Below are 14,750 nucleotides of genomic sequence, written 5' to 3'. Positions count from 1 at the left end.
TAGGTGTTTGATAGCATGGCAGTATATGTGAATTTCAGCTCCATTTTCGGCGATAACGACACCCTGGTCAGCTTAAGTTAAATTTTATTCATCGTGGATGTTAAGCAACTGCTGGATTAAATTCATAGTATTAAGTTGCTCATAAATACTCAATTAGCCGTCATGGTAGGGGTTGTTTTTACAGCTTATTTATTCGTGTTGAGTTGGCAAGGTATGATAAGAAGGTAACTCAACTTCTATTAAGGAAGCTGAGTTACCAAGAAAACTTTTAATGCCATTATTGCGTTTTCAAAGACTCACGAAAAGCACTGAAATCAGCGATAGTTTTATCAGTTGGTGGTGATATTTTACTGACGATTACACCCACTAACATAGCGAAAATAAACCCTGGGACAATTTCATATAGCTCAAAAATACCGCCAGTCATTTGTTTCCAAACCACAACAGTTATAGCACCTACTAAAATCGTTGCAATTGCACCGTTGCGACTATAGCCTTGCCAAAACAGCGATAACAGCACTACTGGACCAAATGCAGCACCAAACCCGGCCCATGCATAACTGACTAGCCCTAAAACACTGCTTTCAGGATTAAGCGCAACAACTCCAGCCACTAATGCGATGGCTATAACGCCAATACGACCGACTAACATTAATTCTTTACTACTGGCTTGTGGACGCAACCATTTAAGATAAAAATCCTCGGTGATCACGCTAGAGCAGACTAACAACTGCGAATCGATAGTACTCATGATGGCAGATAAGATAGCCGCAATAAGCAAACCACCAACCCAAGGGTTAAACGCGGCATGGGCTAAATGAATAAACACGGTTTCTGAGTTTTCAAGTGGTTCGGCGGCAAAATAAAGGCTGCCGGCAATACCTGTTGCTAAGGCACCAAATAGTGACACTATCATCCAAGTCATGGCAATACGCCGAGAAAGGACTAAGTCTTTTGGGCTGCCGATAGCCATAAAACGAGACAAAATATGCGGTTGCCCAAAATAACCTAACCCCCAAGCCAGTAAAGACACAAGGCCAATAACAGTGGTGTTCTCATTAATAAACGACAACATCGCCGGGTCTATCTGTTCAAAACCTGCTTGTGTGTCTGGCTGACTAAAGATGGATACGGGCACAATAATTAAGGCTATTAACATTAAGCAGCCTTGAAAGAAGTGAGTCCAACTAACCGCAAAAAAACCGCCGACAAAGGTATAAGATACAATAATAAATGAGCCTATTAATAAGGCGACGGTATAATCGAGACCAAAGACTTTTTCAAATAATATTGCGCCGCCGACCATACCTGAGGAGGCATAAAAAGTGAAAAAGATCAGAATCGTTAATGCGGAGACTAATTTTAATAGCCCATGAGAGTCATTAAAACGGTTCTCAAAAAAGTCGGGTAAGGTTAGTGAATTATTGGCCACTTGGGTATAAATACGCAGACGCTTAGCGACAAATAGCCAATTAAGCCAAGCGCCAAACACTAATCCAAAACCAATCCATGCTTCACCCAAGCCACTTAGATACACTGCCCCTGGCAAACCCAGTAATAACCAGCCCGACATATCTGATGCACCCACACTAAGAGCGGTGACTGCGGGACCCATTTTTCGTCCGCCAAGAATATAATCATCGACAGTATCGGTTTTGCGGTAGGCCCAGTACCCAATACCCATCATTAAGGCCAAGTATCCTATAAAGGTAATGAGGATCGGTGTTTGAATATCCATATAGTTCCCAAGAGATTATTTTTATGTTCGACATGCTAGCAGAAGTTAGAGATAGTTCACACTTTGAATTATTCAAGTGTAAAAAAAATCCGCTATTCAATGAAGTAGCGGATTTTAGATTGTCACCGACAGTGTTTAAATAAAGGTATTTTCAACTTCTTTTTTGACAAACTCAAGATTAGAAGCTGGTTCTCCCACCAAGACCATATAGGCATCGGCTGTTTGAAAACTTTGACCTTTATATTGGTTATCAGCAAAAGCTTCTTCTAATACAATACGCTTCTCAATGGGCACAATGAACAAGGTGACCTTATTGCCATTCTCGTCAGCCATGACTAAATGCAATGATTTGACACCTTGAAAATCACAATATGAGGTGAAAAAAACACGCCCTGGTTGTTTGATAAACTTTGAGTCACTCAATCCATCGACACTGGCGAGTTTAAAATTAACATCATTAAAGCCAATATCCTGTTCCATGATTAATGCTTTGGTTTCATGGTGTACATGAGCTAGCGAGTTTTCGCTTAAGTTTACTGGCGTAAAACGTAATAAACTAAAACTGACTCCGACGATAAAAGCCACTGATGCAGCCACCGCCATCATGTAGCGAGTATGTTTTTTGCTTTGTTGATGTTGGCTTAATTGCTGTCGCAAAATCAATTTATCAGCTAAATCATCTGGGACACTAATATTGAGTGCTTGCATGAGTTTATGGTCAAATGCTTTTAGATCTTTGATAAATTTTGCATCATCTTCATGTTCAGCTAAATGAGTTAAAAATTCATCTGACTGATTATTGGGGTCACCGTATGCTTGGCGACGAAACTGTAGATCATCCATTTGATTGACCTCTTACCTCTGGTGCTTCGAGAGCGTCTTTTAACTGGTTTCTGGCTCTAAATAAGCGCGTCATTACCGTATTTCGATTAAGTTCAAGTATGGCGGCAATTTCATCGCCACTAAACCCGCCAATCAGCTGCAATAACAAAGGTTCTCGGTATTCAATATCGAGTTTACCAATTTGACGACGCAACCAATACTGTTCAGTGTCTTCTTCATGACTTGTGGATAATACATCCTCAAGTAAATCTTGTTCTACGTCGCTGTAGTTAAATTGTTTACGTTCAAAACGTCTGGCATTTTCACGCCTTAAAATTGTGATCAGCCATGCCTTAGCAGCTTTATCATCGTTTAACGAGTCTAAAGACCGCCACGCTCTTAAGAACGTCTCTTGGGTGATATCCTCAGCAACATGTTTATCACCACATAACCAAAAGGCGTAGCGAAATATGTCGGTATGAAGTGCCCTGACAAGGCTATCGTATCGTCGTTGTTTTGTTAGCATCTCAGATAAGACCGCGGGTTCGGACTTTTTCTTTCGCAGGGAATCGAACATTTTTTAACTTTGTTGAGTTAATAATAACTAACAGCTTAAAAAGCGGGGGGATTAATAGCAAGCTAAATAGCAGAACCTGTCTGCTATTTAGCGTTTAAATATTAGGGATTTAGTTGTTTAATTAATGATTTTTTACCTGCATCAGGTTGCCGATAAGCCAAAATGGCATCCATAAGTGATTTTTTGTCAATTGCTTGTGGATGATTACTGTATTTATCTGCTTGTAATTTATTCAGTGCCGCCGACAGTTGCTCAGATAAGCCACTGATTTGCGTTAGCGTCATAAATTTTCCTAAGCGTTCACTAAAATAGCCTTGTACTGCGGCAATAACAGCACTGCTATCGTTACGGTCACATGCATCGATAATGGCATCGAGGCCTTTTGCGGTGGTTTTAGGCTTTGTGTTTTGACTTTTATTGTCATCATCTGTGTATGGCTGTGCTCGGTTTGCCGATACCGCCTTACGCCATAATACTAAGGTGATAAGCCATAACATACCCAGAACGGCACTCAATAGTGGCCAATATCCGCGACCTTGAACTGCGCTAAAATTATCAACGGGTGGTATGTCTGTGGTTGCCGTTGAGCTGCCGATTACGTTAATTGTTCGTTCTGGTAACGTGGCAAATTGTTGTTTTTTAAGATGTGGATTCCACCAAGGTACACGGATCTCAGGTAGGGTATAGGTTCCTGGTTTTGTTGGCACAATCGCGGTAGTGATACTGTATTGCGACACGACTTGGTTGTCGCGAACAAAAGTTTGTCTTACTGGTTTTTCTGGGTAGGCTTTTAAGCCTTCAGTCAGCGGAATATCAATATCTGGTAAACTGGTGTCATCAGTATTGGATGCGATTAAACTAATTGAACGGGTAATTGGGCTACCGACTTCAAATTCACTAACATCTTCTGGCCAAGTTTCTTTTAATACTGCAATATCGCTGACTAACCATTTTCCTTTATAGCTTGGGGGAATAGGGTTGATTTGAATTACCTGCCTTTCGGCTGCAGTTTGTATTGGTCGACTTTCATTAAAACCAAACATACCTCCACGCCTAGGAGCCTCGACAATAACATCACCCGAAAAGCCGGCGCCATTAATCACCAACTCTCCAGGCAGATCAGCAATAATCCCATAAGTACGTTCAATTACTCTAAAACGGCGGCCATCGACAATTTCGCTTCCGTCTTTATCCTCACCGATTTGCTTGATTTGTGCCCCTTCAATGGCTGGAGCACTGAGCACTCCACGTTGTAATTCTACTGCAAGATACAATTTTACTTTATAGGTGATTAACTGGCCGACATAAGCATCAGAGGCACTCGTCGATATTCTCATGAATACATTTTCAGCTTTGTCGGCTGTTGTGCCTTGTGGGATCACTTTAAGATTAATCGGGTTTGAACTCACGCCTTTGATGTTAAATGCGGGAATAGTGATATTACCTAATGATTTAGGTGATAATAATATCTGCCAACGAGTTTCTTTTGTGGTGTCAAAATTAACCATTTTGGTACTGCGACCTACACTGGTTCTGCCGACAATAAAGTTTTTCAGTAATATCGAAGTGTCCAATTCGTTGGCACTGAGATCGTCGTCAGCAGTTACATCGAGTACGAAGTATTCACCTGCAACCACAGGGTTACGGTCTACAGTTGCTTGTACTTGGCTCATTGCAAATACAGGGGCTGCAATAATCAATAGCAATAAGCTAAAAAAAGTTCTAATTACCACTGTTCATTATCCTCACGTGGTTGACTGTTTTGACGACGTTTTTGATATTCAAGTTGCATTTTATTACGGATTAATACTTGGGGATCTTCATTGATAGCGCGAAGAGCCCTTTCCATGTCCGCTGGAAGTGAATCTTGATTCATCTGCGATGCTGATACCATTTCAGCTGGTTTGTCTTGCGAATTACCTTCGGAGTTTGCAAGGTCAGAAGCCTTAGCTGCGCTCATCTTCTGTTTATCATCAGTAGGCTGATCTTCATTTTTGCTCGCACTGGCTTGCATGCTAGATTCATTACTTTCAGGTGAGTCTTGCGATTGATCATTTTTGGGTGAGCCCTTGTTATCATTAGTATTTGGTGATGATTGTGGCTCTGAGCTATTTTGTTGTGAGTCATTTTTTTGCTCACCTGACGGCTGATCATTTGATGCTGATTGAGATTGTTTTTTATCTTGCTTTTGATCTTTTTCAGCTGACTTATCGCTATCAGAGGAGCTATCATTACTGTCTTTAGATTGAGTTTCAGCGCGCTGATCTTGGTTTTGCTGACTCGATTGGTCTTGCTGATCTTGCTGGTTTTTTTGTTCACCGGGCTGAGACTTATCCGGTTCTGACTGTGGTGATTTGTCTTTATTAGAAGATTGCTCAGAAGATGAGTTTTGATCATCTTTTGAGTCGGATGAGTCTTGTTGTGACTTATCCGACTCTTGTTCTGATGAGTCCTTTTTCTGTTGTTCGAGCAGTTGTTGAGCTAAGGCTAAATTCTGTTCTGCTTCGATAAAAGGTGATTGCGCGGCAATCGCTTTTTGATAACGAGTAATGGCTTCTGGGTAGTCTTTCAACTGCATCAATGCATTACCTTGGTTGAATAACCCTTGGGCAGTATTATTTTGTTCAAACTCTGCCAGTGCCTGTTGATAATTACCCGCTTTGTAATGTGCAGAGGCGCGCCATTGAGTGTCTTTAAATGTGTCAGCAGCTTGAGCAAACTCACCTTGCTGAAAGGCCGATTCGGCTTGTTGATCTTGGGTTTGCCATAAATCTTGCCACACCGACGCTTGTGCTGGTTGACTGTGAGTTAGGCCAAACGCCATTGCTGCAGACAATAGCAAAACAGGATTAAGCATAACCGTTAATAATCCTTGTCTAAAACTCATTAATATTGGGATGACTAATAACATTGCCAGATATGGCCCGAGATCTTGCCAAGTCTCACCAGCGAGTTCTGTTTCACTCGCTTTGCCGTCTGAGGCTAACCATTGTGTAAGAGTTGAAATATCGCTGCCATCTGTTTGCGCTGGCACTAGGATACCCTGATGTTGCTTTACTAGTTTTTGTAATAAACCATAATCGGTTTTAGCGACAACCACTTCATTACTGTTATCTCGCAATAACTGACCATCAGCTAAACGGATCGGGGCGCCTTGTTTACTGCCAAATGCCATAATAGATAAACGATAGCGGTCGTTGACTGCACTGGTTGCTTGATTAAATTGCTGTGCAGAAATACCATCAGTCATCACTATAATGTCGCCACTGACATGGCCACCTTGAGCTAATAGTTTCTCTGCCAGTGATAATGCTGCCGCCAAATTAGAACCTTTGGTTGGCATAATATCAGGTGATAATGTGGGTAATAAATTTAAAATGGTGCTGCTATCACGAGTTAACGGGCTGATAGTGTAAGCGTCACCAGCGTAGGCAATGAGTCCTGTTTCGCCTTCTTTGAGTTCGTTTAGTAAATCGGTAGCTCTAAATTTGGCATAAGATAAGCGATTCGGGCTTAAGTCTGTGGCATACATAGACTGCGACATGTCCATAATGAGCACTCTACCTTGCTCAGTAGCAAATACCGGCAAACTTTGTTTATTCAACGCTGGGCCGGCAAGCGCAATCACTGCAATTATCCAGCAGGCAATCAGTATCCATTTAGGTTGATGAGTTTTCTCCACGGTTTGGGTCACCAGTAACTGACTTAAATGCGGGGAGATATATTGTTTCCATGCTGATTGCTGGCTATGTCTACGCCAAAATAATGCACTTAATATCAATACTGGAATCATGCCCAATAGCCATTCAGGGCGAATGAAATGTATCATTGTTGATCCGCCTCTTTGCTAGACTTGATTTTAGGCCATAACTGATTTGGCCATTGTTGCTGCAGACTAATTAAGAAGCTGATTAGTAATGACATTAATAAAGGCCAATAAAATAATTCACTTTTTGGGCGGTAACTTAATTGATCTCGGCTTACCGGCTCTAACTTGTCTATTTCTTGATAAATGCTGTTTAACTCTTCACTGTTACGAGCTCTAAAATATCGACCTTTAGTGATGCTGGCTAATTTTTTGAGTTGCTCCTCGTCTAAATCCATTGAAGGATTAATTCGCTCTTTACCAAAAATAGTACGCCGTTCTAACATTTCTGCGCCCACGCCAATAGTGTAAATGGTGACATTACGTTTAGCCGCAATTTGGGCTGCGACTTCGGGATCAATATTGCCAGCATTATTAGAACCGTCAGTGAGGAGAATTAGTACACGGTTACTTTCATCGACTTTATCAAAACGTTTTACCGCTAAGGCAATCGCTTCACCAATAGCCGTTTGCTTGCCTACTAGGCCAATTTGCGCATCATCTAAAAACGTGGCTACAGAGCGGCGATCTAGGGTCAACGGTGCTTGTAAATAAGCATGGTCTGCAAATAATATGAGTCCGAGCCGATCTCCTTTTCGACGCTCAATAAAATCACTTAATACATGCTGAATTAACGTAAATCGATTAACCGTTTGCCCGTTTATCACCATATCTTCAATTTGCATACTGCCCGATAAATCAACCGCCATCATTAAATCACGACCTTTGGCGGGTAATTCAATCGGTTCTCCTAACCATTGTGGCCTTGCTATTGCTAATAGAAGAAAAATCCACATTAACCAATACCGTTTACGACTCACTTTTTGATTGACTGCCCTTGAGTGCGTCATCGTAGTAGCGATGCCTGGTAACTGTAAATGTCCACCGGCACTGTCTATATTAATACGCTTAATCAATAACGGCAGTGGCAGTAAGAGTAATAACCATGGCCAGTAAAATGCTAACATTTGGCCTCCTGATGTGGATTGTTGGATATTAAGGTCGCATCACTAAAAGCATGCTTATTGTTGAGCCAAGCTTGTGCTAACTGGAGTAATTGGACTTTTTCGGCTTGATCTAAGCCGCTCGCTTGGTGACGCTTAACGAGTAATTTTCCTATTTGATGTTGTTGATCTGGCGCGAGACGAGTATCTAACCAATCAAACCAAGGTTGACCATTGAGTTTAGCGAGGTGTTCTCGTGGTAGATAAGTTAATGCGGTACGCTTGAGTAAGCTATTGACTTGTGCTGCAAAGCTATCATCTTCGACATTATAACTTTGTAAGAGTGTTAGGGCTATTTTGCGTGGTGCATGATATTGATGTTGTTTATATAAACGCTTGCCCAACCAAACGGCTAAAATAATCAATACGGCTGCGATTATCCAATATCCTGGCGCAATCGGCATGGTGCTGATCGGGGCGGGTAACGCAATATCGTGCAATTGAGCTAAAGCCGATGCGTTGGCATCAATTGGCATTGGTTGTGATGGTATGTTTGGCGTGGTCATTTAACGTAAAATATCCAATTGGGCACTGAGCGGTTTAGCGGCATCAATTAATTTTGGTTGCACTTTAATCAAATTCATTAAAGCAAAAAATTGTTGTTGCTGCGCTTGTTGATTCGCTAACCAAGCCTCGTAACTTTGCCGAGTTAAGGTCAATTGTTGTTGGCCATCTCGAACGGGTAAGGCAAATTGTTTTGGTAACGCCAAGGTTCCTTGTCTTAATGGATCGGTTACCACAAATGCTCCGATATCACAGTGACGTGATAACTCAGTTAATGGTGCTAAGCATTGTTGGTTAAGATGTTGACCGTCGGTAATAATCCAGATTAGAGAACCAGGTTTTGCAATACGTTGTAAACGTTGACAGGCTTTAAACATATGGCCTGGATCAGGTGACAATTGATTAATTTGCTTTAATTGCTGCTGATGAACATCAATTAACCCCGACGTTAATTGCAAAATACCTTGGCGGCGACTTCGCGGTTTAAGTTCTAAGTGATTAGTTTCACTGGCGATTAACGCCCCAAGTCTGTCGCCATTATTGATTGCATTCCAACCTAATGTGGTCGCTAAATGGGCTATCTGGACAGATTGAAGTAATAATTGCGAGCCAAAATATGAGCTGTGGCTCAAATCTATCAACAGCAGGATAGGACGTTCGCGTTCTTCCACAAATAACTTAGTGTGCGCAACTCCGGTTCGCGCAGTTACTCGCCAGTCAATGGTTCGAACATCATCACCATTTTGGTAATGACGAACTTCAGCAAACTCCATACCGCGGCCTTTTATTTGACTGCTTCGATGGCCCGACAAGGCTGCTTTTGCCCGCGATTTATGATCGGGAAGGGCGCGCGACAAGCTTTGGCAAGCAATTAATTCTTGCTCATTTAAGCTCATACCATCACTGTAAAGGGGTAATGAGTAGGTTTGGTTCATCATAATCTAATCATGCTCAATAATAAGTGCACCTATTGCAACATCTACGGTACGGCAACTTGACTCAGAATATGATCAATCACTTGATCTGCCGTAACACCTTCAGCTTGAGCTTGATAGCTGAGTAACAAGCGGTGCCGTAAAACATTGGGCGCAACCGCTTGAATATCTTCTGGCGATACAAAGTCTCGTTCATACAGCCAAGCGCGTGCTCTTGCACAACGTTCTAATGAAATCGTGGCGCGTGGACTGACGCCATACTCGAGCCATTTTGCTAAATCTGCGCCATATCTTGCTGGTTGGCGAGTCGCCATAATAATCTCAACGATGTACTTTTCGAGTGGCTCAGCTAAATAAATATCTAATGCCTGATCTCTTGCAGCAAATACATCTGCTTGCGCAACAGGATCTATCGTTGGTAATTGGTGTGTCTTAGCCTCTTTACGGGACTGGCGTAAGATTTCGCATTCGGTTTCGGCATTGGGGTAATCGAGGTTTAAATGCATTAAAAAACGATCTAACTGTGCCTCCGGTAAGGGGTAGGTACCTTCGTTTTCGAGTGGGTTTTGGGTTGCCATGACTAAAAAAAGTGGCGGCAGAGGATAACTGTGTTTTCCTACAGTAACTTGGCCTTCAGCCATGGCTTCTAATAAAGCAGATTGTACTTTGGCAGGGGCTCGGTTAATTTCATCTGCAAGGATTAAGTTATGGAAAATGGGCCCTGCTTCAAATTCAAATGTACCGGTTTGTTGGCGATAAATATCGGTACCGGTTAAATCGGCAGGCAGCAAATCGGGCGTAAACTGAATACGATGAAACTCACCTTCGACACCGTCGCATAGTGCTTTTACGGCTCGCGTTTTTGCTAAACCTGGTGGACCTTCAACTAATAAATGACCATTTGCGATAAGTGCTATCAGCAAGTTTTCTGTTAATACGGGTTGACCTAAGACAACAGTATCTAAATAGGCGCGGAGTGAGTGAAAACGACTTAACGGCATAGTAGTACTCAATTTATTTAGTTGGCATTGGGTGTATTAAATCCTATGTTATGAATTCTATTGGTTTTTGGCTAGTAGGATTAACACAATTTAACTCTTTATGAAGTAGATAGTTGTAAACGCCTGTTTAAAACCGTTCAATAAAAAGTTAGAATCAGGTCACACTTTGATGGTCTGACCAGATTATCTGGCAACATATAAACTTACCGGCTGAGCCGAGATGAGCTAACAATAATAGAGGGTGACACATGAGTGATAGACAACAAGTAACGAATTCCCGGGGTGAACGCATTGCGATTGTTGCCGGTTTAAGAACACCATTTGCAAAACAAGCAACAGCCTTTCATGGCGTATCTGCGCTAGATATGGGCAAAATGGTGGTAAATGAGTTGCTGTCTCGCTCTGAAATTGATCCTCAATTAATTGAACAACTAGTGTATGGCCAAGTTGTACAAATGCCAGCAGCGCCAAATATAGCCCGTGAAATTGTACTGGGTACCGGAATGAATGTGTCAACTGATGCCTATTCTGTCACTCGAGCTTGTGCAACTAGTTTCCAGTCTGCGGTTAACGTCGCTGAGTCAATTATGACTGGCAACATTGAAATCGGTTTAGCGGGTGGTTCGGATTCTTCTTCTGTGTTACCGATTGGGGTATCAAAAAAGCTGGCACATGCTTTAGTCGACTTAAATAAAGCACGCACTTTTAAGCAGAAATTTGCGATTGCACGCCGTTTAGGCTTGAAAGACTTAATGCCTGTCCCGCCTGCGGTTGCTGAATATTCCACGGGTTTGTCTATGGGGCAAACCGCAGAACAAATGGCTAAGACTTATAGCATCAGTCGTGCCGATCAAGATGCATTAGCGCATCGTTCACATACATTAGCCACTGACACCTGGAATTCTGGCGTGCTTCAACAAGAGGTGATGACAGCTCATATTCCACCTTTTAAACAATTTATCGACCGCGATAATAATATTCGTGAAAACTCTGTATTAGAGTCTTACGCCAAATTGCGTCCCGCATTTGATCGCAAGCACGGTACCGTGACTGCCGCCAACAGTACGCCATTAACTGATGGTGCTTCAGCCATTATTTTAATGAGTGAAGGTCGAGCCAAAGCTCTAGGTTATCAGCCAATTGGCTATATCAAAAGTTATGCATTTACCGCTATTGATGTTTGGCAAGATATGTTAATGGGGCCGTCTTATGCCACGCCATTAGCATTAAAACGCGCAGGAATGGAATTAGAAGATTTAACTCTCATTGAAATGCACGAAGCATTTGCGGCGCAAACATTAGCTAACATGCAAATGTTTGCTTCAAAGAAATTTGCTGCAGAGAAGTTAGGTCGTAGTCGCGCCATTGGCGAAATCGACATGAGTAAGTTTAATGTTTTGGGGGGCTCGTTGGCTTATGGCCATCCTTTTGCGGCAACCGGAACACGTTTGATTACCCAAGTGTGTCGAGAGCTTAAGCGTCGTGGTGGTGGAACTGGATTAGCGACAGCCTGTGCCGCGGGTGGTTTAGGTGTTGCAATGATTTTAGAGGTGGAGTAATGAGCATGGAAAAAACATTTAATTTAGCTCGTCGTGACGATGGTATTGCGATTTTAACAATGGATGTTCCTGGTGAAACCATGAACACCTTAAAAGAACAATTTGGCCCTGAAATTAGTGACATTTTAACCGAAATTAAAGCTGATAATAGCATTAAAGGCTTGGTGGTTATTTCTGGCAAGGCGGATTCATTTGTTGCTGGTGCTGATATCACAATGTTAGCCGCTTGCAAGAGTGAAGCTGATGCCAAAGCATTGTCACAACAAGGTCATGTGGTTTTTTCTGAGCTTGAAGGCTTATCCATTCCGGTTGTTGCCGCTATCAACGGTGCTTGTTTAGGCGGTGGTTTAGAGTTAGCGCTAGCGTGTCATTTACGTGTATGTAGCGATGATAAAAAAACCATGCTAGGTGTGCCTGAAGTACAACTAGGTTTGCTGCCTGGCGGCGGTGGTACACAGCGTTTGCCTCGATTAGTCGGAATTGCAACTGCGTTAGATATGATGCTTACTGGCAAGCAAATTCGTCCTAAACAAGCATTAAAAATGGGTTTAGTGAATGATGTTGTCCCTAACTCTATTTTGCTTGAAACTGCGATTGAGCTAGCAAAAAAAGGCAAACAAGCTGCAAAACCTGTGGTGCAATCTAAAATCAATCAGTTTTTAGAATCATCTTCATTTACTCGCGATATTATGTTTGATCAAGCTCGCAAACAGGTAATGAAGAAAACTCAGGGTAATTATCCTGCACCTGCCAAAATTATTGATTGTGTTCGCCAAGGTATGAATAAAGGCATGGTGAAAGGGCTTGAGGTTGAAGCGACCCATTTTGCTAATTTGGTGATGTCAAAAGAGTCTGCTGCATTACGTAGCTTGTTTTTTGCCACTACGGAAATGAAAAAAGAAACCGGTGCTGAAGGCGCTGTGCCACGTAAAGTTAAAAAAGTAATGGTATTAGGTGGTGGTTTGATGGGCGGTGGTATTGCCTCTGTTACGACTACTAAAGCTAAAATTCCAGCACGTGTAAAAGACATTTCAGAGCAGGGACTCAGTAACGCACTATCATATGCTTACAAGCTTTTAGATAAAGGTGTAAAACGTCGTCACATGACACCCATCGCGCGTGATAATGTCATGGCATTAATGACAACAACCACTGAATATACAGGTATTAAAGATGCAGATATCGTGGTTGAAGCGGTATTTGAAGACTTAGCGCTTAAACATAAAATGGTTCAGGATGTAGAGCGTGAATGCGGTGAAAACACCATTTTTGCATCGAACACTTCATCTTTACCTATTGGTCAGATTGCTGCAGCGGCAAGCCGTCCTGAAAATGTGATCGGTTTACATTATTTCTCTCCGGTAGAAAAAATGCCCTTAGTTGAAGTGATTGCGCATAAAACCACATCACCCGAAACCATTGCTACTACAGTGGCGTTCGCACGCAAGCAAGGAAAGACACCTATCGTAGTTCAAGATGGTGCTGGTTTTTACGTTAACCGTATTCTAGCCCTGTATATGAACGAAGCGGCACAGTTATTACTTGAAGGTCAGCGTGTTGAGCATCTAGATCGCGCGTTAGTCAAGTTTGGTTTCCCTGTGGGGCCAATGACGTTGCTCGATGAAGTGGGCATTGACGTAGGAGCTAAAATTTCGCCAATTTTAGAAAAAGAGCTCGGCGATCGTTTTAAAGCCCCCGCAGCTTTTGACAAGTTATTAGCCGATGACCGTAAAGGTCGTAAAAATGGCAAAGGTTTCTACCAATACGGGCCTAAAGCTAAAAAAGCCAAATTGGTTGATGAATCAGTTTATAAGGTACTCGATATCGCAATAGCTTCAGATAAAGAAGCAAAAGATGTTGCAGAGCGTTGTACCATTCAAATGCTTAATGAAGCCGTTCGTTGTCTGGAAGAGGGGATTATTGCCTCTGCAAGAGATGGTGACATCGGTGCGATATTCGGTATTGGCTTCCCGCCATTCTTAGGTGGCCCGTTCCGTTATATCGACACCTTAGGTGCAAGCAATTTAGTGGCAACTTTACACGGCTATCAATCACTCTACGGTGACCGTTTCGCACCGTGCGACACGTTACTCAAAATGGCCAGTGATGGAAGCCAATTTTATAAAAAGTAATAAGGCTGTTTTTATTTAGCGAATAAAAAGTTATCAAGTTGTAAAAAAGCGGCAATTGTTTGCCGCTTTTTTATTTATTCAAGGCATGCTTTTGCCTGATTTTTAATCAGATAGATGCCTCTTTAGGGTATAATACTCATTGTTGATGATGATAGCGTAAACTATTATGTAGGTGATATTCGCCATTGAGCTGTCATAGCTTGGATCTGATGGCGTTAATATTATGACTTGCGAGTCAAAGGTGGGTCGTAATGATGTGCTGGTAGGGATGAGATTTACTGAGTTATTTAATTTACTGACTTATTTGGAGTTAGCGATAATGCAGTTCAGTTGGTTATTCATGCTTGTTTTATTGAGTATTAGTAGTGGTTTTCTATTTGGTTTTGCAGCTTATAAGCATGGATTAGCAGTAAAGCGGTGGGGATGTGTTGGTTGTATACTAGGGCCACTTACTTACCCATTGTTTAGCACACACAAACGCTTAGCTGATATGAAGGTTTGGCGATATGGCCGTTATAGCATAGAAGGCTAATCTCATTTCAGTTTGTTATATCAAAATTCATATTTCAAATAACAAAAAAGGAGCTTATGCTCCTTTTTTATGGCTGATGGT

The 14,750-nt window shown here is 42.0% G+C and carries 12 protein-coding genes; 3 read left to right on the top strand and 9 right to left on the bottom strand.

The window, feature by feature from the left end:
• Positions 1-277: 277 nt before the first annotated feature.
• From putP to GW828_RS18545, 9 genes are all read right to left on the bottom strand, one after another.
• Positions 278-1,738 carry a sodium/proline symporter PutP gene (gene putP, locus GW828_RS18585; RefSeq protein ID WP_273059626.1) on the bottom strand — a complete coding sequence of 487 codons (1,461 nt, stop codon included), beginning with the start codon at positions 1,736-1,738 and terminating at the stop codon, positions 278-280.
• A gap of 135 nt (positions 1,739-1,873) precedes the next feature.
• Positions 1,874-2,581 (bottom strand): DUF3379 domain-containing protein, encoded by a 708-nt coding sequence (locus GW828_RS18580; RefSeq protein WP_182742607.1) that lies wholly within the window; start codon positions 2,579-2,581, stop codon positions 1,874-1,876.
• Positions 2,574-3,137: a sigma-70 family RNA polymerase sigma factor gene (locus GW828_RS18575; RefSeq protein ID WP_124016313.1), complete on the bottom strand. Its 564-nt coding sequence runs from the start codon at positions 3,135-3,137 to the stop codon at positions 2,574-2,576. Before GW828_RS18575 ends, GW828_RS18580 begins: the two co-directional genes overlap by 8 nt.
• Positions 3,138-3,238: 101 nt before the next feature.
• Positions 3,239-4,870 carry a BatD family protein gene (locus GW828_RS18570; protein ID WP_273059623.1) on the bottom strand — a complete coding sequence of 544 codons (1,632 nt, stop codon included), beginning with the start codon at positions 4,868-4,870 and terminating at the stop codon, positions 3,239-3,241.
• Entirely contained in the window at positions 4,864-6,966 is a 2,103-nt protein-coding gene (locus GW828_RS18565; RefSeq protein ID WP_273059622.1) for a VWA domain-containing protein, read from the bottom strand. The genes GW828_RS18570 and GW828_RS18565 overlap by 7 nt, the downstream gene beginning before the upstream one ends.
• A complete protein-coding gene (locus GW828_RS18560; RefSeq protein WP_273059620.1) occupies positions 6,963-7,970 on the bottom strand; it encodes a vWA domain-containing protein in 1,008 nt (335 codons plus the stop codon). Before GW828_RS18560 ends, GW828_RS18565 begins: the two co-directional genes overlap by 4 nt.
• A complete protein-coding gene (locus GW828_RS18555) occupies positions 7,964-8,512 on the bottom strand; it encodes a DUF4381 domain-containing protein (RefSeq protein ID WP_273059618.1) in 549 nt (182 codons plus the stop codon). The genes GW828_RS18560 and GW828_RS18555 overlap by 7 nt, the downstream gene beginning before the upstream one ends.
• Entirely contained in the window at positions 8,513-9,448 is a 936-nt protein-coding gene (locus tag GW828_RS18550) for a DUF58 domain-containing protein (protein WP_273059617.1), read from the bottom strand.
• Between the two features lie 41 nt (positions 9,449-9,489).
• Positions 9,490-10,446 carry an AAA family ATPase gene (locus GW828_RS18545; protein WP_182723297.1) on the bottom strand — a complete coding sequence of 319 codons (957 nt, stop codon included), beginning with the start codon at positions 10,444-10,446 and terminating at the stop codon, positions 9,490-9,492.
• A 248-nt stretch (positions 10,447-10,694) separates the two neighbouring features.
• On the opposite strand from GW828_RS18545, the gene fadI reads away from it, so the two are divergent.
• The 3 genes from fadI (at position 10,695) to GW828_RS18530 (ending at position 14,669) form a co-directional block, all read left to right on the top strand.
• On the top strand, positions 10,695-12,005 hold the full coding sequence (fadI, locus tag GW828_RS18540) for an acetyl-CoA C-acyltransferase FadI (RefSeq protein ID WP_182698072.1): 1,311 nt from the start codon (positions 10,695-10,697) through the stop codon (positions 12,003-12,005).
• A gap of 5 nt (positions 12,006-12,010) precedes the next feature.
• Complete coding sequence (gene fadJ, locus GW828_RS18535) at positions 12,011-14,137, top strand: fatty acid oxidation complex subunit alpha FadJ (RefSeq protein ID WP_273059614.1); 2,127 nt, start codon at positions 12,011-12,013, stop codon at positions 14,135-14,137.
• Between the two features lie 223 nt (positions 14,138-14,360).
• Entirely contained in the window at positions 14,361-14,669 is a 309-nt protein-coding gene (locus GW828_RS18530) for a hypothetical protein (protein WP_273059612.1), read from the top strand.
• The last annotated feature ends 81 nt before the right edge of the window (positions 14,670-14,750 follow it).

Origin of the sequence: Shewanella vesiculosa (genome assembly GCF_009994065.1) — a bacterium.
Taxonomy (GTDB): domain Bacteria; phylum Pseudomonadota; class Gammaproteobacteria; order Enterobacterales; family Shewanellaceae; genus Shewanella; species Shewanella vesiculosa.
This window is presented reverse-complemented; position numbering and strand designations above follow the sequence as displayed.

Coding starts and splice junctions, on each gene's coding strand:
- putP (WP_273059626.1), bottom strand. CDS start 1,738: ATGGATATTCAAACACCGATCCTCATTACCTTTATAGGATACTTGGCC.
- GW828_RS18580 (WP_182742607.1), bottom strand. CDS start 2,581: ATGGATGATCTACAGTTTCGTCGCCAAGCATACGGTGACCCCAATAAT.
- GW828_RS18575 (WP_124016313.1), bottom strand. CDS start 3,137: ATGTTCGATTCCCTGCGAAAGAAAAAGTCCGAACCCGCGGTCTTATCT.
- GW828_RS18565 (WP_273059622.1), bottom strand. CDS start 6,966: ATGATACATTTCATTCGCCCTGAATGGCTATTGGGCATGATTCCAGTA.
- GW828_RS18560 (WP_273059620.1), bottom strand. CDS start 7,970: ATGTTAGCATTTTACTGGCCATGGTTATTACTCTTACTGCCACTGCCG.
- GW828_RS18555 (WP_273059618.1), bottom strand. CDS start 8,512: ATGACCACGCCAAACATACCATCACAACCAATGCCAATTGATGCCAAC.
- GW828_RS18550 (WP_273059617.1), bottom strand. CDS start 9,448: ATGATGAACCAAACCTACTCATTACCCCTTTACAGTGATGGTATGAGC.
- GW828_RS18545 (WP_182723297.1), bottom strand. CDS start 10,446: ATGCCGTTAAGTCGTTTTCACTCACTCCGCGCCTATTTAGATACTGTT.
- fadI (WP_182698072.1), top strand. CDS start 10,695: ATGAGTGATAGACAACAAGTAACGAATTCCCGGGGTGAACGCATTGCG.
- fadJ (WP_273059614.1), top strand. CDS start 12,011: ATGGAAAAAACATTTAATTTAGCTCGTCGTGACGATGGTATTGCGATT.
- GW828_RS18530 (WP_273059612.1), top strand. CDS start 14,361: ATGACTTGCGAGTCAAAGGTGGGTCGTAATGATGTGCTGGTAGGGATG.